The following is a 22303-nucleotide window of genomic DNA, read 5'->3' as shown; positions in this document are numbered from 1 at the left end:
GATGCCCGAGATGACCTACCGCGACGCGCTGCGCCAGGCGCTGATCGATTCCATGCGCGAGGACGACAACGTCTTCGTGATCGGCGAGGAAGTCGGCCGTTATGGCGGCGCCTACGGCGTCACCAAGGGGCTGATCGACGAGTTCGGCCCCGAGCGGATGATCGACACGCCGATCTCCGAGCCCGGCATTGTCGGCACCGCCGTCGGCGCGGCGATGGCCGGGATGCGCCCGGTCGCCGAGCTGATGTACGTGGACTTCATCGGCATGACGATGGATCAGCTCGCCAACCAGGCCGCCAAGATCCGGTACATGTTCGGCGGCCAGATCGGCGTGCCGATGGTTCTGCGCACGCAAGGCGGCACTGGCCGTTCCGCCGGCGCCCAGCACTCGCAGAGCCTTGAGGCCTACGTGATGCACACGCCGGGCCTGCGCCTTGCGATGCCCGCCACGGTGGCCGACGCATACCATCTCCTGCGCGGTGCGCTGACGCAGCCGGACCCTGTGGTCTTCATCGAGCACAAGGGCCTCTACACCATGAAGGAGGACGTCGACCTTTCCGCCGACGCCCTTCCGTGGGGCAAGGCTGCGATCCGGCGGCAGGGCAAGGACCTCGTCATCGTCACCTATTCGCGCCAGCTGCACTACGCGCTGGCCGCCGCCGAGGAGCTGGCGAAGGACGGGATCGACGCCACGGTGATCGACCTTCGCACCCTCAACCCGCTCGACTTCGACACCATCCGCCCGGAGGTGGAGAAGGCCGGCCGCGCGATGGTCGTCTCCGAGGGGCCGATGACGGCGGGCGTTGCGGCCGAGCTTGCCGCGCGCATCTCGGAGGAATGCTTCGACTATCTGGTCGACCCGGTGATGCGGGTTGCCGGCGAGGATATCCCCATCTCCGTTTCGGTGGAGCTTGAGAAAGGGTCCGTGCCGTCGCCGCAGCTGATCGCCGGGACGGCGCGGAAGATGTTTCCATGACGGCGACCCTCACCATGCCCCGGCTGGGCGAGACGATGGAGGAGGGGCGGATCGTCTCCTGGCTCATCGCGCCCGGCACGTCGTTTGCGCGCGGTGACGCGCTGATCGAGGTGGAGACCGACAAGACGGTGGTGGAATTCCCGGCGCTCGGCGCCGGAACGCTGACCGAAACGCTGGTTGCCGAAGGCGACATGGTGAAGGTCGGTGCGCCCATCGCAAAGGTCGAGATCGCGGATGGCCCGGACTGGACCCGCGAGGGCGACGAGCCCGCCGAGGAGGCGCCCGCCGCCCCGGCGCCTGAGGCGGATGGCGAGGTGGTCGTCGACCTCCCCATGCCGCGCCTTGGCGAGACCATGGAAGAGGGCAAGATCGTCGGCTGGATGGTCGAGACCGGCGCGTCCTATAAGCGCGGCGACCCGATCCTGGAGCTGGAGACGGACAAGACCGTCGCCGAATTCCCGGCGCTGACCGACGGCACCCTCGTCGAGACCCTCTGCGGCCCCGGCGACGTTGTGAAGGTTGGTGCTGCAATCGCCCGCGTTTCGGTCGCCAAGGCCGACGCCGGCGAGATTTCCGACGAACCAGCAGCCGCCCCCGCGCCCGAGCCGGAATCGGCCCCCGCAAAGCCTGCGGCACAGCCCGCACGCAGCGACGGTGCCGTGCGCGCGACCCCACTCGCCCGCCGCATCGCCCGCCAGAAGGGCGTCGACATTGCCGCCATCGACGGCAGCGGGCGGCGCGGCCGCGTCGAACGCGCCGACGTGGAAAGAGCCGCCGAAGCCCCCGCGCCAGTTGCAAGCACCGGCGCAGAGCCTGCCGCGCTGACGGCCGCGGACGTGACGGCGCCCGTGCCGAAATTCGGCGGCATCGCCTACGTGGCCGAGGGGCCGGAGAGCGGCGACCCCGTCCTCCTCATCCACGGCTATTCCGGCGACCACATCGGCTTCGCCGCCCTCGTCAGCGGCCTGAAGAAGGCCGGGCGCTACACCGTTGCCGTGGACCTGCCGTCCCATGGACAGACCGAGCGCGACGCCGCCTCGCTGGAAGCGCTGACGCAAGGGCTGCCGGAACTGGCGCAGCACCTCTTCGGTGATCGCCGACCGCACATCATCGCGCACTCCATGGGCGCGATCCCGGCTGCAACGCTCGCCGCCAGCCTCAAGGCGACGGCGCTCACGCTGATCGCCCCCGCCGGCCTCGGCCTGAAGGTCGATGGCGAGTTCCTCGACGGCATGGCGGACGCGCAGAGCGTTGGCGAGGTGGAGCACTTGCTTCGCCGCATCAGCGAGGCGCCGTTGCCGCTGTCGCAGGAGATTCTGGGCGTGGTGTTCGCGGAGCTGAAGAAGGGGCGGCTGCGCGCTCTGGCCGCAGCCCTTCACACCGGCGGCAAACAAAAAGCCAGCATTCGCGGGGCGTTGGCGGCGCTGGCTGAGACAATTCCCATCTCGATCCTTCTTGGCGGACGTGACAGAATTCTGGACCCCGCCGATGCGCTCGATGTTTCGCCGCGCATCGCGGTTCACCACTTCCCCCGCGCCGGTCACGTGCCCCACTGGGAAGCACCGGCCGAAACGCTCGCGATCATTCTTTCGAAAGGTGCCTGATGGCCGACATCAAGAACAACCTCATCGCCGCCAAGAACCGCCTCGGCATCCTCGCCAAGGCCGCGCCCGATGTGTTCGACGCTTTCTCGAAACTCTCCAAGGCGGCGACGACGGACGGCGCATTCAACACTGCGCAAAAAGAGCTCATGGCGGTCGCCATCGCAGTTACGCAAGGCTGCGAGGACTGCATCCTTTACCACGTCGATACAGCCAAGCGTGCCGGTGCGGACGAAGCGGCGCTGGTCGAAGCGCTCGGCGTGGCGGTGGAAATGGGCGGCGGACCTGCGGTCATGTACGCCGGAAAGGCGCTGGAGGCTTTCCACGCGCTCTGATTGACTTCGCCGCACAAAAATAAACGGAGGAGGGCACCTTGGCCTACGTACTCACCGCCGATGGCGGCACCGAAAGTCTGCGCGCGCGGGTATACGACCTCAAGGGCACCTGCCTCGCCAGCCACGCCGTCGCCTACAAGACCGACTTCAAGCCCGGCGCCAGAGCCGAGCAGAACCCGGCCGACTGGTGGGCCAACTTCGTCGAGGCGAGCCGCGCGGCCATCGCAGAGGCGGGCGTCTCCCCGTCCGACATCGAGGCGATCTGCTACGCCACGACAAGCTGCACCGTGGTCGCGCTCGATGAAAACGGCGATGCGCTGCGCCCGGCCCTCATCTGGATGGACGTGCGCGCCAACGCCGAGGCCGACGAGGTGCTGGCCACCGGCGACCCCGCGCTGGCGCTGAACGGCGACGGCACCGGGCCTGTCTCCGCCGAATGGATGATCCCCAAGGCGCTGTGGCTGAAGAAGAACGAGCCGGACACCTTCGCCCGCGCGCACCGGATCTGCGAATATCAGGACTACATCACCCACAAGCTCACCGGCGAGTGGGCCGCCAGCCTCAACAATCTCGGCCTCCGCTGGCACTATCGCAACGATCAGGGCGGCTTTGCCAAATCGCTGGTCGAGGCGCTCGGCATGGGCGAGATCCTCGACAAGTGGCCGCCGCGCGTGGTGGCCCCCGGCGAGGTGATCGGCACGCTGACCGGCGCCGCCGCCGAAGCACTCGGGCTTTCACGCGCGGTGAAGGTGGTGCAGGGCGGGGCGGATGCGCTGATCGGCATGATCGGCCTTGGCGTCGCCAAGCCCGGCCAGCTGGCGCTGATCACCGGCTCCTCGCACCTCCAGTTCGGCGTCACCGAAGCGCCCGTCCATGCACCCGGCGTATGGGGCGCGTATGCTGATATTGTGTACCCCGGCCGCTACGTGGTGGAGGGCGGGCAGACGTCCACCGGCTCCATCATCAACTGGCTCGGCCGCCTCACCGGCGGGCTCGATTTTGCCGAGATGAACGAAAAGGCCGCAGCGCTCGCTCCCGGCAGCGACGGGCTGCTTGTGCTCGACCATTTCCAGGGCAACCGCACGCCCCACACCGACCCGCTGTCGCGCGGCGCCTTCGTCGGCCTGACGCTGGCGCACGAAAAGCACCACATGTTCCGCGCCATCATGGAAAGCATCGGCTTCGGCACCCGCGCCATTCTCGATGCCTTCAAGCGCGCCGGCTACGAGAGCGCGGAGATGACGGTGGGCGGCGGCGCGGCAGCGTCGGACCTCTGGATGCAGATCCACGCCGACACTGCCGATATCCCGATCCGCGTGCCGGCCTCCGCCGATGCGCCGTCCACCGGCTCGGCCGTGCTGGCGTTCCACGGCGCCGGCCACTTCGCCAGCATCGACGAGGGGATCGACGCGATGGTCCACCCCGGCCGCACCATCGAGCCGAACGCGGCAAACGTCGCGGCATACGAAGACATCTACCAGCGCTACCTCGCGCTTTATCCGGCCCTGAAAGGCGTTCTGCGTGGTTAAAGGCATCGACCGTTTCTCGCTGGACGGCAAGCGCGCCCTCGTCACCGGCGGTGCCAGTGGCATCGGCCGCGCCATTGCCGAGGCGCTGGCCGCGTCCGGTGCGCACGTCATCATCGCCGACATCGACGAGGCCCGCGCCCGTGAGGCTGCCGACGCGCTGGGCGGCAACGCCCTCCACCTCGACGTGACGGACCAGGCCGCCATCGGCGCCGCCGCGGACCACGTTGCGGCGGACGGTGCGCTCGACATCCTCGTCAACAATGCCGGCATCGTGCAGAACGCGCCATCCACCGAGGTGGACGTGTCGGACTGGCAGCGGGTGATCGACATCAACCTCACCGGCGTTTTCCTCACCGCGCGCACATTCGGGCGGGCAATGGTGGCGGCGGGCAAGGGCTCGGTCATCTCCATCTCGTCGATCTGCGGGTCGGTGCCCGTCTGGCCGCAGCCGCAGGCGGCCTACAATGCGGCCAAGGCGGGGGTGAACCTCGTCACCAGATCGCTGGCGGTGGAGTGGGCGGCGTCCGGCGTCAGGGTCAACGCCATTGCGCCCGGCTACGTCGCAACGCCGCTGACGCTCAAGGGCCGCGAGACCCCGGAGTGGTACGAGACGTGGCTCCGGATGACGCCCATGGGCCGCCTCGGCGACCCGGACGAGATCGCCAGCGCCGCCGTGTTCCTCGCCTCCGATGCTGCCAGCTACGTCACCGGCACCGTGATGATGGTGGACGGCGGCTACACCGCGCTCTGAAATATAAAGGGAGGAGCATCGCCATGCCTACCAATCGAAGTGTTCTCGTGACCGGCGCCAGCCGCGGCATCGGCGCTGCCATCGCCATCGGCCTTGCCGAGCGCGGCTACGATGTGGCGCTGAACGACATCGCTGCGCAGGCCGAGGCGCTGACGCTCATCGCCAACGAGATCGAGGCAATGGGCCGCCGTGTCGTCATCGTCCACGCCGACGTCAGCAAAAAGGCCGAGGTGGAGGCGATGGCCGCCACCGTGCTCGATGCGTTCGGCAAGCTGGACGCGCTGGTCAACAACGCCGGCATCCTCATTGCCGGTGAGGTCGACGGCCTTCCGGAGAACCACTGGGACCGGGTGATGGACATCAACGCCAAGGGTTCCTTCATGGTGATCCAGGCGTTCCTGCCTTCGATGAAGGGGCGCAAGTATGGCCGGATCGTCAACATCGCGTCCATCGGCGGCAAGCACGGCGCGCCCGAGCAGGCGCATTATTCCGCGTCCAAGGCGGCGGTGATGGGCTTTACGCGCGTTCTGGCGCAGGAGGTTGGGCCGCTCGGCATTACCGCCAATTGCGTCTGCCCCGGCATCATCATGACCGACATGGGCCGTGTGAACCTTGAAGTGGCCGCGGTGCGCGAAGCCTGGCAGGCGAAGACCGCAATGGCGCGGATCGGCGACCCCGAGGATGTGGTGGGTCCGGTCGCCTTCTTTGCATCCGACGACAGCGCGTTTGTCACCGGACAGTCGCTCAACGTGGACGGCGGCATCGTCCTCAGCTGAGACAGCCTTGAACTGCGGCATGCGGCGCCGGCCGGCCGAGGCCTCCTTGCGTCGGACAAGACAGACCGCGCTGTTGCCGCAGAGCCGGCACATTCATTTGTGCAAGCAGGGCGAGTCCTGAACTTTGCATTCAGGAAATATAATCTTGCCGTAAATTGCTGCGTTGCTTGAGTACGAGTTTGGGCAAGAGTGCCGGGTGCGCTTATTGCCGCCTTGACTTGGCGAGAGCTGCGGGGCAACTTTCCCATTATCGAGACGTGATGACGGGCAGATTTTGCCTGTTGGCTTCGCGTCCTGTGTTTTTGATTTTGTATTCGTGCGTTTCGTTTTTTGGGCGATGGCGGGGTTCCGCCGTGTTCGATCGTTTTGTTTTTGCGGCAGCTTCGTGCCAGCTTCATTTTCTAGGTTCAGCCCATGAGTGGTTTTTGCGGGATTCCGTGCGTTTTTTGTCATGCGCAACGCTATGCTGGCTCCTCGCCATCGCGCCGAGCAGCGCGATGAGCGATTCCGTTTCCCTCCTCACCGGCAAGGATTTTGCCCCGCTCGAAACCGCCGGCAACAAGATCGTCGATCAGGATGGCGAAGCCGTCTTCATCAAGGCGATCAACTGGTACGGGATGGAGCTGGAAAGCTTCGGCGTGCCGGCCGGTGTCGACCAGCGGAGCGTTGCCGACATCATGCAGAGCGTGGCCGATCTCGGCTTCAACACGCTGCGATTGCCGGTTTCCACCCTCGCGGTGCTCGACCCCTACGAGGTCGCCCCCTGGTTCGGCATCGACTTTACCAAGAACCCGGAACTTGAGGGCGCGACCTCGCTCGAAGTGCTGGAGCATGTGATCGACGAGGCGGCCAAGGTCGGCCTCTCGGTCATCGTCGACAACCACAACATCTCGTCCGAGGGGTGGGAAGGCCGCTGGTACGATGCGGACTACACCGAGGCCGAATGGGTGGAGATGTGGGAAACGCTCGCCGCCACCCTGGGCGACAAGGCCAACGTCATCGGTGCGGACCTGCGCAACGAGCCGTTCGATGCCGCGTGGGACAACTGGTCCACCGCTGCGGAGACCGCCGGCAACGCCATCCACGCGGTGGACGGGGACTGGCTGGTCATTGTGGAGGGCGTCCACCACTCGATGGACGGGGACTGGTACCAGTGGGCCGGCAACCTCAAGGATGCGCACGTCGACCCGATCGTCCTCAACCAGGACAACAAACTGGTCTACTCGGTCCATGAGTATCCGGACCCGGTGGCAACCAAGCTCGAACTGACGCCCGGCAGCACCTACTATTCCCTGTTCGACGAATATTGGGGCAGCATTTCGCTGGAACTCGGCGCGCCGGTCTTTGTGGGCGAATTCGGCTTTCGCAACGACAGCGCCGACGACGGCTGGACCGAGGCGCTGAGCAACTATTTCCGCGGCGACACCGACGGTGACGGCGTGATCGACGAGGGCGGCAGCCCCATTGCCGGCTTCGCCTACTGGAGCCTCAACCCGCCCGAGGATCTCGGCCACAACCTGTTCGCGGAAGACTTCGTGACCGTGCGGCAGGAGGTGTGGGCGGACCTTGAGCCGCTTGTGAATTTCACGCCGGACTGGGTGGGCGCGGTTCCGGACGTGTCGGACAATGCGCCGGACCCTGATCCCGAGCCGGACCCGGTGACGACGTTGGAGAATGCGTTCGGACTGGAGCTCATCGTCAACAGCGACTGGGGCAACGGCGCCTCCATCACCGTGCAGCTGACGAACACCAGCGGCACTGCCGTGCCGATGGAGAGCATTGTTGTTTCGCTCGATGCGCCACGGGATTTTTCGGTCGTGCCCGGCCAGATCTGGCGCGCCCTGGTGGACGATGCCAACCCCGACGCGCCGACCTTCCGCCTGATTGCCCAGGGGGACGGGGTACTGGACCCAGGCGAATCCGCCGATTTCCTGTTCGTGGCGTCCTACGACGGCACCTGGAACGTGACGACGCTGGGCGCCACCGCCGACGACCTTTTCGTCGTGGATGCCGACCTGCCGGTCTCTTCCAACGCCCCGCCAGAGGCGGCCGATCTTGCGCGGGACGGCGTGGAAGACACCGCACTCACGATTGACGGTACGGACATTCTGGCCGGCGCCAGCGATGCAGACGGCGATGCGCTTTCCATCGCGGCGGTGGGCAACCCGCAAAACGGCACAGCCGCACTGGTGGCCGGCAACATCGTCTATACGCCGGACGCCGACTTTGCCGGCACCGACACCTTCACCTACACGGTGGACGACGGGGCAGGCGGCACAGCCACCGGCACAATCACCGTGACGGTCGCGGGCGTGAACGACGCGCCGATGGCAAATGACATCGCCTTCACACTGGACGAGGACGGCAGCCATCTCATCACCAACGCCGAGCTTCAGGCGCTCGGCGCCGACCCCGACGGCGATGTGCTGAATTTCAATATCGGAGACGGCCCGACCCTTGGCGCACTGACATGGACCGCGGAAGGTCTTCTCTACACACCGGACGCTGACTTGTCGGGGCCGGACGTCTTCACGCTTGCGGTGTCGGATGGCGAATTCTCCGCCACGTCGACGATCGGCATGACCGTCCGCCCGGTGAACGACGCGCCGACGCTGACCGGCTTTGCCATTGAACTGGACGAGGACACCACTCACCGCATCCCCCTTGCGGATATTCTGGACCGCGCGAGCGACGTGGACGGCGATATTCTGACTGTGACGGCGGTGGCCGCCACCAACGGCACCGCGACGCTCGGCGCCGACGGGATTGTCTACACACCGCACGCCGATTTTGCCGGCATCGACCAGATTGCGGTTACCATCTCCGACGGTGCGGGGGGCACGGCCAATGCCGAAGTCTCCGTGTCGGTCCGCCCGGTGAACGATGCGCCGGTGGCAGGGGATACCGCCTTCACCGCCGAGGCCGGCAGCGCGGTCCGGATCGACATTGCAGCACTTCTGGCCGCGGGGTCTGACGCCGATGGTGACACGCTTGCGCTGACCGGGTTCGGCACCGGCGCGAACGGCACGCTGGTGCAAGAAGGCGATGCGCTGGTCTACACCCCGGCGGACGGCTTCACCGGCACGGACACCATCGCCTACACGGTTTCCGACGGACAGGGCGGGACGGCGACCGGCGACATTGTCCTCACCGTCGGCCCCGCGCCGGAAGAGCCGGAGCCGGGCGCGCTCTCCTTCGAAATCGTACAGGAAAACGACTGGGGCAACGGCGCGTTCTACAGCGTCGCCTACACCAACACGGGCGAGACGGCGATCGACTATGCCGACCTCACCATCTCCTTCGATCCCGGTCAGGCGGTGACGATCGGCGACGGCCAGGTCTGGGATGGCATCCACAGCGGCGGAAGCGGCAACAGCGTCAATTTCACCGTCACGCCCAATGATTCCGATGGCGTGCTCTCCGCCGGCGAGACGCACACGTTCGGCTTCGTCCTGTCCTACGCGGGCACCTGGAACGAGAGCGAGCTGGGCGCGACCGGCGACAGCTTTTCGGCGGCAATCGACGGTGCGGCGGACGACGCGCCCCAACCATCCGCGCTGGATCTGGATTTTGCCCTCAGCCGCGTGGACGACTGGGGGACAGGCGCCGCGGTCACGCTCGATGTGACGAACGAGGGCGAAGCAGCAATCAGCTTTGACGATTTTGCCATCGCCTACGATGGCGACCGCGACGTTGCCGTCCGCGACGAGATCTACGAGGCCGCCATCCTGAGTGCGGATGCGGACCGGCCGGTGTTTTCGCTGGCGCCCAGCGATGGCAGCGTCGCCCTGGGGGCAGGCCAGACGCGCAGTTTCGTGTTCCTGGCCGATTATGACGGCACCTACGGCACCGAGGGTCTGGGCGTATCGCTCGACGATTTCAGCGCCATCGGCACGGACCTGCCGTTCGGCTAGCGCGGACTGCGACAACGCAACCCAGTCATTCATTGCGAACCCTGCGCGTCTTCCGGCAATTGGGATCTGGAAGAATTCAAAGGGGGAGCGGATGCAAATCCAACTCAAGGTCAACGGCGAGCCGCGATCGCTCGACGTTGATCCGCGCACCACGCTGCTTGATGCGCTGCGCAATCATCTGGATCTGACCGGCTCCAAGAAGGGTTGCGATCACGGCCAGTGCGGCGCCTGCACCATCATTCTGAATGGCAGGCGCATCAATTCCTGCCTGTCGCTCGCGGTGATGCACGAGGGTGACGAGATCACCACCGTCGAAGGCATCGGTCAGCCGGGCGCGCTGTCTCCGCTGCAGGACGCGTTCGTCCGGCACGACGGCTACCAGTGCGGCTTCTGCACGCCCGGCCAGATCTGTTCGGCCACCGCGATGCTGGACGAGGTGAAGGCCGGATGGCCGTCCAACGTTTCGGAGGATCTTGAGGGGACCCAGTCGCTCACCAACGACGAGATTTCCGAGCGGATGAGCGGAAATCTGTGCCGCTGTGCGGCCTACGCCAACATTGTGGATGCCATCGCCGAAGTCGGAGGCAAGGAATGAAGCCCTTCGAATATACGCGGGCCGGATCGCAGGCGGACGCGCTGGCGGCGGGCGCAGCCGAGGGGGCTCGCTTCATTGCCGGCGGCACCAACCTTCTGGACCTGATGAAGCTGGAAGTGATGGCGCCGGACCGTCTGGTCGACATCACCCGGCTCGACATGGGCCGGATCACGCCGAGCGATGATGGCGGCCTGCGCATCGGCGCGCTGGTCACCAACAGCGATCTGGCGGCTGATGACCGGGTGCGGCGGGACTACCCGGTGCTGTCGCGCGCCTTGCTGGCTGGGGCCAGCGGCCAATTGCGCAACAAGGCCACCACCGGCGGCAATCTCCTTCAGCGCACCCGCTGCTACTATTTTTATGACACCGACATGCCTTGCAACAAGCGTGAGCCGGGCACGGGGTGCAGCGCCATCGGCGGCTTCAACCGCATCCACGCCATTCTCGGCGCAAGCGAGCAGTGCATCGCCACGCACCCGAGCGACATGGCCGTGGCCATGCAGGCGCTGGAAGCCGTCGTGGAGGTGGACGGCCCGAACGGCACGCGCGAAATCCCGCTTATGTCGTTTCATCGCCTTGCCGGCGACACGCCCGACGTCGAAACCGAGCTTGCGCCGGGCGAGCTGATTGTCGCCGTGCGGCTGCCGGCACCCGTTCCGTCCCGTCAGATCTACCGCAAGGTGCGCGACCGTGCGTCCTACGCCTTTGCGCTGGTGTCCATCGCCGCCGTTGTGCGGATGGAAGGCGGCACCATGCGCACGGTGCGGCTGGCGTTCGGCGGTCTCGCTCACAAGCCGTGGCGCAACACCGACATTGAGGCACTGCTGGAAGGCGAAACACCCTCGGCCGACCTGTTCGACCGCGCGGCCGACGCGCTTCTCGTGGATGCCACGGGCCACGGCAGCAACGATTTCAAGATTCCCCTCGTGCGGCGAACGCTGAAAGCGGTTCTCTCCGAGGCGACGAAAGGCGAGGCATGAACGCGCATTTCAAGATGGACGCGCCGGTCACCAGGCACCGGCTGGACGAGATGGCGCAAGGCGTTATCGGCAAGCCCGTCGACCGGCCGGATGGTCCGCTCAAGGTCTCCGGCACCGCAACCTACGCCAATGATTACAAGATGGACGGCATGCTGCATGGCGTGCTGGTCCGCGCGCCGGTCACCAGGGGCACGGTGACCGCCATCGAGGCAGACGCCGTGGAGGCGATGCCGGGCGTGGTTGCAGTGGTCTATGGCGACCGTTTCATCCGCAACGCGGCGCAGGGCATGGCCACCGATGCGCCGGTGCAGAACGCATCGTCCCGCGTGGACTATCTGGGCCAGATTGTGGCGCTGGTGGTGGCGGAAAGCTTTGAACAGGCGCGGCACGGCGCCTTCACCCTTCAGGTGAAGATCGACCCCGAAGCAGCGGTTGTGAACCCCGAAGCGCCGGATGCCGAGGTGGAAACGCCGGAAGACGATCAGGCCAGCCAGGGCGACCTTGATGGCGCCATGCAAAGCGCGCCGCACACGGTGGATGTGACCTACCGCACCGCCGGGCATTCGTCCGCCGCAATGGAGCCCCATGCCTCCGTGGCGCACTGGGACGGGAAGACGCTCACGCTGCGCGGCTCGTACCAGATGCTGAAGTATAACCGCATCGAACTGGCCGACGCGGTGGGGATCGACACCGAGAACGTGCGGGTGCTGGCGCCTTACGTGGGCGGTGGTTTCGGCTCCAAGCTGGGCATTGCCTCCGAAGCGGTTGCCGCATCGCTTGCGGCAATGCAGCTGAACCGGCCCGTGTCGGTGGCGATGACGCGGCCGCAGACCATCGAGGCGGTTTATCGGCGCTCGGAGTCGCGCCAGCGCATCCGTCTTGCGGCAGGCGCGGACGGGCAGCTTACAGGCATCGGCCACGAGTCGCTGGTGTCCAACCTGCCCAACGAGGTGTTTTCCGAGCCGGTCACCCAGGCAACGCCTTACCTCTACCGCGGCGAAAATCGCGAGATCGTCCACAAGGTGGCGCGCATCCATCGTCCTGCGGCGGGCTCCGTCCGTGCGCCGGGCGAGGCCATCGGCATCCCGGTGCTGGAATGCGCCATGGACGAGCTTGCCGAAACACTGGGCATGGACCCGGTGGAGCTGCGGCTCGTCAACATTCCGGACGAGGATCCTTCGGCGCACATTCCGTTCTCGTCGCACACGCTGGGCGAGGCGCTGCGCACCGGGGCCGATGCCTTCGGCTGGGACAAGCGCAGCAAGACGCCCGGCATGTGGCGTGAGGGCGAGTGGCTGATCGGCACCGGCATGGCCTCTGCCGTGCGCGTGAACATGACGATGGAGGCCAAGGCCCGCGTGACGCTGCGCGCCGACGGCAAGGCGACCGTCGAAACCGACATGACGGACATCGGCACCGGCACCTACACGATCCTCACGCAGATTGCGGCGGAAATGCTGGGACTGCCCATGGACCGGGTGACCAGCACGCTCGGTGACACGGTTCTGCCGCCGGGCGCCGGGTCGGGCGGTTCGTGGGGCGCGGCGTCCGATGGCAGCGCGGTGTTCATCGCCTGCCAGGAGATCCGGGCGACGCTGGCCGAAAAGCTGGATACGACCGACGATGATCTGACCCTCAAGGACGGCTTCGCCATTGCGGGCAACCGGAAGGTGGCCATCGAGACGCTGCTGGACGGCGAGGACATTGCGGTCGAAGGGCACATGGAGCCCGGCAAGACAGACAGCGCGGTCCGCCAATCCACCTTCGGCGCCTACTTTGCCGAAGTTGCGGTCAACGCAGTAACCGGCGAAACGCGCGTGCGGCGGATGCACGGCACGTTTGCCGCCGGCCGCATCCTCAACCACAAGACCGCCCGGTCCCAGTGCCTTGGCGGGATGACGTGGGGCATCGGCATGGCGCTGACCGAAGACATGGTTCACGACACGCGCGATGGCCACATCGTCAACCGCGACCTTGCCGAATACCACCTGCCGGTGAACCTCGACGTGCCGCAGATCGAGGTGATCCTCCTCGAAGAGCGCGACGACTGGGCCAACCCCATGCAGGTCAAGGGGATTGGAGAACTCGGCGTCTGCGGTGCGGCGGGTGCGATCGTCAACGCGATCTACAACGCCACTGGCATCCGCGTGCGCGAATTTCCGGTGACGCTGGACAAGCTCCTCGCAGCGGGATTGCCCGACGCCGGCTGAGACTGCCGCCGCGGACGAAAGAAAGCCGGTCGCGCCCTGCGGCCGGCTTTTTTGCGGCCCCTGCATGATCGCGGGCGATCGGAAAAATGTTTCGAGGCCGAGGTGGGCCGTGGGCTGCTTCGAAACAGCACTCACGCCCGCCCATGTGTGCGGATGGATTCTGGTAGACTTGGCGGCCGATTGGAAAGCAGTATCCGTGGTGCCCGCCGGCAACGCGAATTGCGTTCGATTGCGAAGACTGGAGTTGCCATGCCCCGCCCCCGCCCCGAAGCGCGCCAGCCGGCCACACTCCGCTTTCCCAATATGGTGGGCACGGCCGCGTGAGCACGCGAAACCCGTCCGCCCCCGTCTACCGCGACTGGGACCAGCAGACCCTCGACGCCGCCTACGACAACAGCAAGGCCGTGCCAAACGTCCAGAATTATCTGGCTGACTGGACCGCGCGCAGCGAAATCATGCGCGCGCGCCCCGGCGCCGTGCTGGACCGGCCCTACGCCGATGGCGCGCGGACCTGCACCGACTTTCTGCCCGCGCCGGGCGAAGGCGGGCCGCTGTTCGTGTTCATCCACGGCGGCTACTGGCAGCGCAACGCAAAGGAGATGTTCGCGTTTGTGGCAGAGGGTCTCCATCCGCTTGGAATCAACGTCGCGCTCGTCGGATACACGCTGGCGCCGGAGGCGACGCTGACGCAGATCGTCTCCGAAATAGACCTCGCGCTTGAGGCGCTGATGCGCGATGCCGGTGCCCCTGCCTTCAGCCGGGATGCCGTTGTGGTCGGCGGCTGGTCAGCGGGCGGGCATCTGGCCGCGATGGCGGCGCGTTCGGCAGCCATTCGCGGCGTCATGCCCATCAGCGGCATATTCGATCTGGAGCCCATCGCGGCCAGCTATCTCGATGCTGCGCTGCATCTCACCCCGGCGGAGGTGGAAGCGCTGAGCCCGCTGCGGATTGCAGCGGACCTTGCGGCACCAACCTGCCTTTATGTGGGGGGCGACGAGCTGCCGGAACTGCGCCGCCAGACCGACGAATACCACGCCGCCCGCGAGGCTGCAGGCCTTTCCGGTACGTGCACCCTTTTGCCGGGCTGCAACCATTTCGAGGTTCTGGAGCATTTTGCGAACCCGGACAGCGTGTTGTGCCGCGATCTTCTGGCGATGTTGCGCACGCCGTAGAGGGCCGTCCGGTAAGGGCGATCAGACCGCCGGTTCGCGGACAGGCGCGGACTTGAGGTTGGCGAAGATCTTTTCGATCTCGCCCGGGTCCACGCCGGAAGTGATCGCGACAATGCGGGTGCGGTGGTCATCGCCCGGCCACGCCTCGAGGAGGGCGAGCGGGTGGACCACGTGTTGCACCACCTGCAGCACGTGCGGTGTCTCCGGCGCGTCGGCAAAGGCGATGATGCCCTTCAGCCGCAACAGGCGCGGGCCGAGAAACACGCCGATGAGGTCCATCGTGCGGGCAAGGGCGTCCTGCGTGATCGGCTGATCCAGCGTGAGGCTCACCGTGCGAATGCCGGAACCCGCCGCCATGTCGTGGCCGTGATGATGGTGGTCATGGTTGTCACCATCAGCCTCGCCCAGCCACGCCTCCACATCGTCGCCAAGGTCGGCAGGCGCGTAGGGGCGCGGCCGAAATGCGTCGCTGAGCGTGAAGGATGGCCCCTGCACATCCTCGATGGTCGCCGTCCGGTTGATGCGTTCAATGAGGGTGCGGAGCGTGTCGTGCCGTTCTGCGCGCGCCACTTCCGGCAGAAGGTCGGTCTTGGTGATGAGGATGCGGTCGGCGAAGGCGAGCTGTTTCACCGCTTCGGGGTGGTGCTTCAGCGTGTCCGGTCCCTCCACCGCGTCGAACACCGCGACAACGCCCGCAAGACGGTAGTGCCTGGCGACCGTATGGTCCCGCAGGCCAAGGGCCGGCACGGCGCCCGCCACAAGCTGGTTCACCACCGGGGCGGGGTCGGCGAGGCCGGTGGTTTCCACAACCACGCAGTTGAGGGGCAGCCGGCCGGTTGCCCGCGCAGCTTCGTGCACCTCGGCCACCGAGGCGCGAATATCGCTGCCCGCGGTGCAGCAGATGCAGCCTGTGCTGGTGACCGCAACGTCCCGCAGGCCAGCGGCAACCAGCTCGTGGTCCACCGCAACATCGCCGAACTCGTTGATGATCAGGCCGGTGCCCTCCGCCCCCGGCCCCTCAAGGAGCTGGCGCAGCAGCGTGGATTTGCCCGCGCCCAGAAAGCCGGTGAGGATGATGACAGGGGTCTGCCTGGTCCGGTCGATCATCAGAACTCCTTCAATTGCCCTGCAAGCAGACTGGTCGGGCCGGGTGTCATCCGGGTCCGTTCAGCCGCCGAAAGGGATGTTATATTGTAACATTCGTGATGGTGCCAGAGCGCCTTGGCGGCGCCGGCGGTCAGAAATAACCATCCCGCTTCTGGCGCTCCAGAGACCCGCTGTCGCTGACCCGGCCGCGCCGCTCCGACATGCCGGACGTCAGCGTTTCGTACATCACCGCGTCGATATGGTCGGCGTCGGACGGGTCTGCCCCGGTGACGGGCCAGCAGCCGAGCGTGCGGAAGCGCACCTTCTCCATCGTCGGGGTTTCGCCGTCACGCCACTGCATCCGGGCGTCATCGTCCACCACAAGGCGCAAACCGTCGCGCACGACAACCGGACGGTCGGCCGCAAAATAAAGCGGCGCCAGTTCAATCTCGCGCATGCGGATATAGGTCCACAAATCGTGTTCGGTCCAGTTGGAGATGGGGTAGGCGCGGATCGACTGACCCTTGCCGAGCCGCCAGTTGTAGCTGCGCCAAAGCTCAGGCCGCTGGTTGCGGGGCTCCCAGCCGTGGTTTGCATTGCGAACGGATGCAATGCGCTCCTTGGCGCGGCTTGCCTCCTCGTCCCGCCGGGCACCGCCGAAGATGACGTCGTAGCCGCCATCGGTCAGCGCCGCCTTCAAGGGATCGGTGCGCATCATGGTGGTGTAGGTGTCACCGTGCTCGAACGGGTTGATGTTCTGGCGCCGGCCCTCCTCGTTGGCTTTCACCACGAGGTCGAAGCCGTGGTTGCGGGCGAACCGGTCGCGAAATTCCACCACCTCGCGAAACTCCCAGGTGGAGTCCACATGCAGCAGCGGGATCGGCGGGGGCGCCGGGTAGAATGCGCGGAGGACGAGATGGGCAAGGACGGTGGAATCCTTGCCGCCCGAGAACAGAACCACAGGCCGCTTCGCCTCGGCAAAGCCATCCCGGATGATGTGAATGGCCTCGCTCTCGAGGTAGGCCAGGTTGGGGGATAGCGCCATCATGCGACCCGCAGTGTTTCGGGTTGGTCCGTCTGCGCAAGCGTGTTCGGTGTCCAGTCGAGATCGCCGGCATACCGCCAGGCCATCCGGCCTCTATCGTCCAGCGCAAAGAGGTGGAGCCAGCCATTGTCGAACAGCGCGCGCACGCCGTCGTGGCGGGACAGGATCTCGTTGATCGCCTCGCGCGGGGCCTCGATCGCCACGGAAAGCCGCAGCGGTGCGTGGACGAATGCTTCGCCGTTGTGGACGGACTGGAAGGGGAGACCGGCGCGCAGGGTGCCGCCATTGCCCTCCACAACGCCGATTCCGCCGGTGACGTTGTGGATCAGCTTGTTGCCGCTGCCGAACACGTCCGGCGCAACGGTCGACCCGTAATATTGCAGGTTGATCCAGCTTGCGACCACCACCGGTGCCGTCAGGATGAGTTCCAGCACGGAAAAGCCCTTGTCGCGCTGCCAGTCGTAGTCGTGCAGAAACGCCTTGCCCTGCAGGCTCTTGCCGCTGGTGCGATCGCGCGGCGCTGCAATGAACGCGGTGCAGCCGGCCAGCGCCCATTCGGGCCGCGTCTGCGCCCAGTCGCTCCCGCGCCGGAGAACGGCGCCGCCGTCCTCAGCGCCCGGCAGGCGCAGCGCGCGCTCGGCCCGCGCGAGGGCACCGGCCGCTTCGAGCCAGCGCTTGGTTTCAGCCAGCGCCGCGGTGTGGCGGCTGGTGTCGGTGTCGCCGGCGTAGAGTGTGACTGCGTCGGTGGTGGTGTCGTGGAGGGCGCCCAGAAACAGCGTGTCGGCGGGAATGGTGATGCCGTCTTTCGCCAGACCGGCCCGCACTTCCGGATTGTTCAGGAGTGACGCGAGAAGCCGCGCATTCACTTCGCCCGAGTAGCCGCCGCATGCGCCGCACTGGAGCGCGCTGGCGTGCGGGTTGTTCACCACCCGCGCGCCATGGCCGGCGAGAAGCACCACGGGCGCAAAATTCTCGGTGAGCGACATGGCGCGCAGAACGCTGGCCGCCGCGGTCACCATCTCCGCGGTGCCGAGCCGGGTCGAGAGGACGGGGGCAGGGTCGGCCGGCGTAGGGCGCCCGCCAAGCCCGAGCGCATCGCGGACGAGCCGTGTCACGTAGACAGGTCCCATCGCCTCGACGAAGGCGAACGACGACACCGCCGCCAGCTTGAAGCGCCCCCACGCCCGCTTTGCCCGCGCCACGAAGCGGGCAGACGGGTCCGCCGCCCGCTGGTCCGATGGCCCCGCGCGCGACTGGAGTGCGGGGTTGAGGAGGACGGGAAGCCGCCGCTCCGCCACGTCCGATGCGAAGGCGTGATAGCTGGTCGAGATGCCGAAAAAGCCGGCGAACCCCAGCGTCTGGATTGTGGGGGCGACCGTTTCCAGAGATCTGCGGAACACTTCGGACCGCACGTCGATGCAAAAGGCGGCCTGCAGCGCGGGCCGGCGCGCCGGTGCAGCCTCGGCCGGGGCGGCCAGCACACCGGCCAACGACCGCTGTTCGGCGTGTTCTGCCGCGGCCTGAAGGATCGCGTCGATTTCGTCGTCCGCGCCGGGCGCGACGGGGACAGCGTGGGCGGCAACGGTGTCCCGCCAGGTGTCGCCAATCGCGTCTTCGCAATGGCAGAACAGCGCCTCTTCCCAGAGGAGCCGGATCGCCAGAAAATCCAGCGCGGTGGTATCGTCCTCGCCGGCAAGCTCGGCTTGCCAGAGCCGGTAGCGCGCAAATTGCGACCAGCCGCCAAGCGTCATCAGCAGTGCATGAAAGTAGGTGTCCAGCGCAGCCTCGCTGAGGCACAGCGTGTCGGCGGCGCGCTCGATGGCGCCGCTGGCGGTCGCCGGCGCGCTGGCGGCAAACCGCGCAAAGCCGGTGAGCCCCGCAATTTCGGGCGTGAGGTCGTGGACCGCGCCGGCCTTCCAGGTGCGATAAAGACCCTCGCTGCGGGGCGCTGCCCAGAGCGCCTGTCCGTCGTCCAGTTGGCTGGATGCGAAGGCGCCGACACGCTCGGCAACGATGTCCGGCCAGTCGGTGCCGGTGGCCGTTGCCGCAAGGTCTGCCACCGTGGGGAGGCGCAACGCCGCCGGCTTTGCCCGGCCTGCAGCCTCTTTCAACGTTCCGGCTGTGTGGCCGGGCGTGCCTGAAGCGTCGATTGCGGCTGCAAGGTCGGCATCGGAGATCTGGCCACTGGCAATTTCACCGGCGTACCAGTCGCGCGGCATGGTTGTCCTGGCGCCGGCAACGCGCGCCAGCCGGGCAGAGGTCGTGGCAAGGGGCTCGCCGGTCTGGCCGAGATAGGGGTTGACCGCAACGCTGGTGGCGAGCGGCCACAGCGGGGGAACGGCCCGGACCGCAGCGTCGGCCGCGGCGAGAACGATGCTGGACTGAAGGGGGGCGTGGGTCATCCGGCCGTCCGTTTTTCAAGGGTGCTGTGGGACCATGAGCCGAGCATCCGGTCGGTGATGGCGTTGGCGTAAAGGCCGTTGGCAAGGTGAATGCGCAGGGGTGCGGCGGCCGGATGGTTCGACCACAAGGGCAGAAGTGCCTGCGCCAGGGCGACCATGCCGAACGAGAACAGGGCGAGGATCAGAAGCGCCCATTCCAGCGGTCCCGGCGCGGGAGTGGCGGGCAGGGCGTCCCCTGTCAGCCATTCGGCGGCGCGCTGGAGGGTGAAGTAGGCCACCGTTGCGCCCACCGAGTAGAGCGAGGTGCGCCACGTCAGCGCCCATGGCGCGGCATCCGCGAGGCCCTGCGCCAGGAGGTAGGCGACGCCGAAGATGAGGATGGCACCGAGCGCGATGGCCTGCGGCGACTTCTCGACGACGTTGAACCCTGCGGCGACCAGCGCGTAGATGATGAGCGCGAAGGCGAATGCGACCAGCACGGAGCGGCCGCCGGGGATGGCGATGGGGCCGGGCCGCCGGATCCGCGCGATGTTCTGCACCGCGCTGCCAGCCGTGAGGAGCGCGTGCGCCTTGTAGAGCGAGTGCGCCACGATGTGCAGCAGCGCGAGAGGGAACAGCGCCAGCCCGCACTGAAGGATCATGAACCCCATCTGCGCCACGGTGGACCATGCAAGCGAGGTCTTGGCCGCGGGCTGCGTCAGCATCACCAGCCCGCCGAACAGGGCCGTGAAGCCCCCCAGCATCACCAGAAGCGCCAGTGCGATCGGCGCAGCCAGCATGATTTCGGCCATGCGGATGAGGAGAAAGCCGCCAGCGTTGATGACCCCGGCGTGGAGGAGCGCCGACACCGGCGTCGGTGTTTCCATCACTTCGCTGAGCCAGCCGTGGAACGGGAATTGCGCGGATTTCAGGAGGGCGGCCGCAGCAAGGAGCCCGGCGGCAGCAAGAACCCCGGACGAGGCGGGCTCTGCGCTGACGGCGGACAGAATGCTCTCGATATCGTCGGTACCGAACCGAAAGATGAGGATGACGGAGGCCCCGATCAGCGCAATGTCGCTGAGCCGCGAGACGATGAACTCCTTGCGCGCCGCACGCCGGGCCCCCTGCCGTTGCCGATAAAACAGCAGCAGCTGGCGCAGGCACAGGCTCGCGGCCACCCACGCCAACGCCAGCTGGGTGAGCGTGCCCGCCTGCACGAACAGGAGGATCGCGCTGAGGGTGAGGCACAGCCAGCCGGTAAAGCGGCCCTGCCCGTGCTCCCCGTCGAGGTAGGTTGACGAAAAACGAACGACCACCCAGCCGATGGCCGAGACCAGCAGCAGCATGATGACGCTGATGGCATCCAGCCGGCTTGCCAGCGATAGGGTGGCGCCACCAAGACGAGGTGACGTGCCGGGGCCGGCGACCACCAGCAGCACGGCAGATGCTGCCGCAACGGCAATGCTCGCAATTGCGGCATATTCGGCGGTGATGAGCGTGCGCCGCGGGCGCATGGCCGGGCCAGCGAAGGCCACGAACGAAGCAAGAAGCAGAACCAGCGGACCGGCCAGAGGAAGGATGTTGAGCATCGGGACTTCTCGCAAATGAACGCTGGCGGGCGGCGCTTCACGGAGAACTAGATTGATCGACGGATGAAGGAAAATATATTGATTGCGCGGCGTCGTTCTATAAAAGCGAACGGATGCCGGATCTGAACTATCATCATCTGCGCTATTTCCGGGCCGTGGCGCGCGAGGGAAACCTGACGCGCACGGCAAAGCTGCTGAATGTGTCCCAGTCGGCCCTGTCGGTGCAGATCCGCCAGCTGGAACAGCGGCTTGGCCACCCGCTCTTCGAGCGCAGCGGCCGGCAGCTCTCGCTCACCGAAGCAGGCCGCCTTGCGCTCGACCATGCCGACGCCATCTTCGCCACCGGCGAGCAGCTGGTCGCAGCGCTGCGCCATGCGGACTATGTGCGGCCCACGGTGCGGATCGGCGCGCTGGCAACGCTGTCGCGCAACTTCGTGCTTGGCGCCGTGCGGCCCTTGCTGGGAACGGGCGTCGATGTTGTCCTGCGTTCAGGCACCGCCGAAGAGTTGCTGGGCAGGCTGGAAGGGCTCAGCCTCGACCTCATCATGCTGAATCAGCCGCCCGGGGACGAAGCCGGCAAAGACCTGATCTCGCACCGGCTTGCCGAGCAGGAGGCCAGCCTGATCGGTGCGCTGGCGTTTGTATCGGAGGCGGGATCGCTGGCGGACCGCCTGTCGTCGCAGCCGCTCATCGTGCCGACGATGCAAAGCGGCATCCGCGTCGGGTTCGATGCACTCGTGGCGCGGCTCGGGATCACGCCGCGCATTGCCGTGGAGGCCGATGACATGGCGATGGTGCGCCTGCTGGCCCGCGAGGGCGCCGGGCTTGCCGTGATTCCGCCCATTGTGGTGAAGGATGAAATTGCAGCGGGCTCGCTGGTGGAAGTCTGCCGGTTGCCCGGCATCGTCGAGACATTCTACGCCGTCACCAAGCCGCGCCGGTTCCAGCACCCCGCCATCGAAACGTTGCTGGAGAACGCCGGGGGCGACGTAGCGCCAGGCGCCCCGGCCGCGGCCGGAAGGGACACGGAGGTTGCTTCACCGGGTCCGTGACCCTCAACCGCTCCGCCTGATAGCGGCTCGCCCGCGAGGGGGTGGCGTTCATTTACTCGTGTCCGCCGCCGTTCACGGCTGAAAGGCACGGCGCCGGCAATCGCGATCCGCTGACCTGTTCGAGGCTTTACAACGTTGTTAATGCGCGACTTTGTTAATATGACGGTAATTTTTTCCAGACGTGCAGAAAATTAGAGACCGAAAACATTATCCTGACAAAAAATAGAATAATACGCCTATTAGTGTGTGCAATATTTCTATTATAATTGTGCCACAATTCGGTGCGAATTTTGCCTTGAGGCCTGTCATGA

16 protein-coding genes are annotated in these 22303 nt (G+C 66.6%); 12 read left to right on the top strand and 4 right to left on the bottom strand.

Annotated elements, in window-relative coordinates:
- Position 1: 1 nt before the first annotated feature.
- The 11 genes from RDV64_RS06110 to RDV64_RS06060 all read left to right on the top strand — a co-directional run bounded on the left by RDV64_RS06110 (position 2) and on the right by RDV64_RS06060 (position 14839).
- On the top strand, positions 2–976 hold the full coding sequence (locus RDV64_RS06110) for an alpha-ketoacid dehydrogenase subunit beta (RefSeq protein WP_309198385.1): 975 nt from the start codon (positions 2–4) through the stop codon (positions 974–976).
- Complete coding sequence (locus RDV64_RS06105) at positions 973–2580, top strand: alpha/beta fold hydrolase (protein WP_309198384.1); 1608 nt, start codon at positions 973–975, stop codon at positions 2578–2580. Before RDV64_RS06110 ends, RDV64_RS06105 begins: the two co-directional genes overlap by 4 nt.
- Positions 2580–2912: a carboxymuconolactone decarboxylase family protein gene (locus RDV64_RS06100; protein ID WP_309198383.1), complete on the top strand. Its 333-nt coding sequence runs from the start codon at positions 2580–2582 to the stop codon at positions 2910–2912. The genes RDV64_RS06105 and RDV64_RS06100 overlap by 1 nt, the downstream gene beginning before the upstream one ends.
- A 38-nt stretch (positions 2913–2950) precedes the next feature.
- Complete coding sequence (locus RDV64_RS06095; RefSeq protein ID WP_309198382.1) at positions 2951–4441, top strand: FGGY family carbohydrate kinase; 1491 nt, start codon at positions 2951–2953, stop codon at positions 4439–4441.
- Positions 4434–5192, top strand: coding sequence for an SDR family oxidoreductase (locus tag RDV64_RS06090; protein ID WP_309198381.1), 759 nt, complete (start codon positions 4434–4436; stop codon positions 5190–5192). Before RDV64_RS06095 ends, RDV64_RS06090 begins: the two co-directional genes overlap by 8 nt.
- A 23-nt stretch (positions 5193–5215) precedes the next feature.
- On the top strand, positions 5216–5968 hold the full coding sequence (locus RDV64_RS06085; RefSeq protein WP_309198380.1) for an SDR family NAD(P)-dependent oxidoreductase: 753 nt from the start codon (positions 5216–5218) through the stop codon (positions 5966–5968).
- 497 nt (positions 5969–6465) lie between these two features.
- Entirely contained in the window at positions 6466–9882 is a 3417-nt protein-coding gene (locus RDV64_RS06080; protein WP_309198379.1) for a tandem-95 repeat protein, read from the top strand.
- A gap of 91 nt (positions 9883–9973) precedes the next feature.
- A complete protein-coding gene (locus RDV64_RS06075) occupies positions 9974–10477 on the top strand; it encodes a 2Fe-2S iron-sulfur cluster-binding protein (RefSeq protein WP_309198378.1) in 504 nt (167 codons plus the stop codon).
- Positions 10474–11457, top strand: a complete 984-nt coding sequence (locus tag RDV64_RS06070) for a xanthine dehydrogenase family protein subunit M (RefSeq protein WP_309198377.1) — start codon at positions 10474–10476, stop codon at positions 11455–11457. The genes RDV64_RS06075 and RDV64_RS06070 overlap by 4 nt, the downstream gene beginning before the upstream one ends.
- Entirely contained in the window at positions 11454–13667 is a 2214-nt protein-coding gene (locus RDV64_RS06065; protein ID WP_309198376.1) for a xanthine dehydrogenase family protein molybdopterin-binding subunit, read from the top strand. The genes RDV64_RS06070 and RDV64_RS06065 overlap by 4 nt, the downstream gene beginning before the upstream one ends.
- 320 nt (positions 13668–13987) lie before the next feature.
- Positions 13988–14839: an alpha/beta hydrolase gene (locus RDV64_RS06060; protein ID WP_309198375.1), complete on the top strand. Its 852-nt coding sequence runs from the start codon at positions 13988–13990 to the stop codon at positions 14837–14839.
- Between the two features lie 21 nt (positions 14840–14860).
- Here RDV64_RS06060 and RDV64_RS06055 read toward each other — a convergent pair whose 3' ends face one another.
- The 4 genes from RDV64_RS06055 to RDV64_RS06040 all read right to left on the bottom strand — a co-directional run bounded on the left by RDV64_RS06055 (position 14861) and on the right by RDV64_RS06040 (position 20940).
- On the bottom strand, positions 14861–15946 hold the full coding sequence (locus tag RDV64_RS06055) for a GTP-binding protein (protein ID WP_309198374.1): 1086 nt from the start codon (positions 15944–15946) through the stop codon (positions 14861–14863).
- 130 nt (positions 15947–16076) lie between these two features.
- Positions 16077–16973, bottom strand: coding sequence for a sulfate adenylyltransferase subunit CysD (gene cysD, locus RDV64_RS06050; protein WP_309198373.1), 897 nt, complete (start codon positions 16971–16973; stop codon positions 16077–16079).
- Positions 16970–19372 (bottom strand): DUF2309 domain-containing protein, encoded by a 2403-nt coding sequence (locus RDV64_RS06045; RefSeq protein ID WP_309198372.1) that lies wholly within the window; start codon positions 19370–19372, stop codon positions 16970–16972. The genes cysD and RDV64_RS06045 overlap by 4 nt, the downstream gene beginning before the upstream one ends.
- Complete coding sequence (locus RDV64_RS06040) at positions 19369–20940, bottom strand: proton-conducting transporter membrane subunit (RefSeq protein WP_309198371.1); 1572 nt, start codon at positions 20938–20940, stop codon at positions 19369–19371. The genes RDV64_RS06045 and RDV64_RS06040 overlap by 4 nt, the downstream gene beginning before the upstream one ends.
- 113 nt (positions 20941–21053) lie before the next feature.
- Here RDV64_RS06040 and RDV64_RS06035 point away from each other — a divergent pair, with 113 nt between their 5' ends.
- Entirely contained in the window at positions 21054–21992 is a 939-nt protein-coding gene (locus tag RDV64_RS06035) for a LysR family transcriptional regulator (protein ID WP_309198370.1), read from the top strand.
- Positions 21993–22303: the final 311 nt, after the last annotated feature.

The sequence above is a fragment of the Acuticoccus sp. MNP-M23 genome (assembly GCF_031195445.1).
Lineage (GTDB): Bacteria > Pseudomonadota > Alphaproteobacteria > Rhizobiales > Amorphaceae > Acuticoccus.
The sequence above is the reverse complement of the archived record's forward strand: the minus strand, read 5'-3'. Positions and strand labels throughout refer to the sequence as shown.

Excerpts from the sequence above, each read along its gene's own strand:
- RDV64_RS06110 (WP_309198385.1), top strand. The coding sequence starts at position 2 with ATGCCCGAGATGACCTACCGCGACGCGCTGCGCCAGGCGCTGATCGAT.
- RDV64_RS06105 (WP_309198384.1), top strand. The coding sequence starts at position 973 with ATGACGGCGACCCTCACCATGCCCCGGCTGGGCGAGACGATGGAGGAG.
- RDV64_RS06100 (WP_309198383.1), top strand. The coding sequence starts at position 2,580 with ATGGCCGACATCAAGAACAACCTCATCGCCGCCAAGAACCGCCTCGGC.
- RDV64_RS06085 (WP_309198380.1), top strand. The coding sequence starts at position 5,216 with ATGCCTACCAATCGAAGTGTTCTCGTGACCGGCGCCAGCCGCGGCATC.
- RDV64_RS06080 (WP_309198379.1), top strand. The coding sequence starts at position 6,466 with ATGAGCGATTCCGTTTCCCTCCTCACCGGCAAGGATTTTGCCCCGCTC.
- RDV64_RS06075 (WP_309198378.1), top strand. The coding sequence starts at position 9,974 with ATGCAAATCCAACTCAAGGTCAACGGCGAGCCGCGATCGCTCGACGTT.
- RDV64_RS06070 (WP_309198377.1), top strand. The coding sequence starts at position 10,474 with ATGAAGCCCTTCGAATATACGCGGGCCGGATCGCAGGCGGACGCGCTG.
- RDV64_RS06065 (WP_309198376.1), top strand. The coding sequence starts at position 11,454 with ATGAACGCGCATTTCAAGATGGACGCGCCGGTCACCAGGCACCGGCTG.
- RDV64_RS06055 (WP_309198374.1), bottom strand. The coding sequence starts at position 15,946 with ATGATCGACCGGACCAGGCAGACCCCTGTCATCATCCTCACCGGCTTT.
- cysD (WP_309198373.1), bottom strand. The coding sequence starts at position 16,973 with ATGATGGCGCTATCCCCCAACCTGGCCTACCTCGAGAGCGAGGCCATT.
- RDV64_RS06045 (WP_309198372.1), bottom strand. The coding sequence starts at position 19,372 with ATGACCCACGCCCCCCTTCAGTCCAGCATCGTTCTCGCCGCGGCCGAC.
- RDV64_RS06040 (WP_309198371.1), bottom strand. The coding sequence starts at position 20,940 with ATGCTCAACATCCTTCCTCTGGCCGGTCCGCTGGTTCTGCTTCTTGCT.
- RDV64_RS06035 (WP_309198370.1), top strand. The coding sequence starts at position 21,054 with ATGCCGGATCTGAACTATCATCATCTGCGCTATTTCCGGGCCGTGGCG.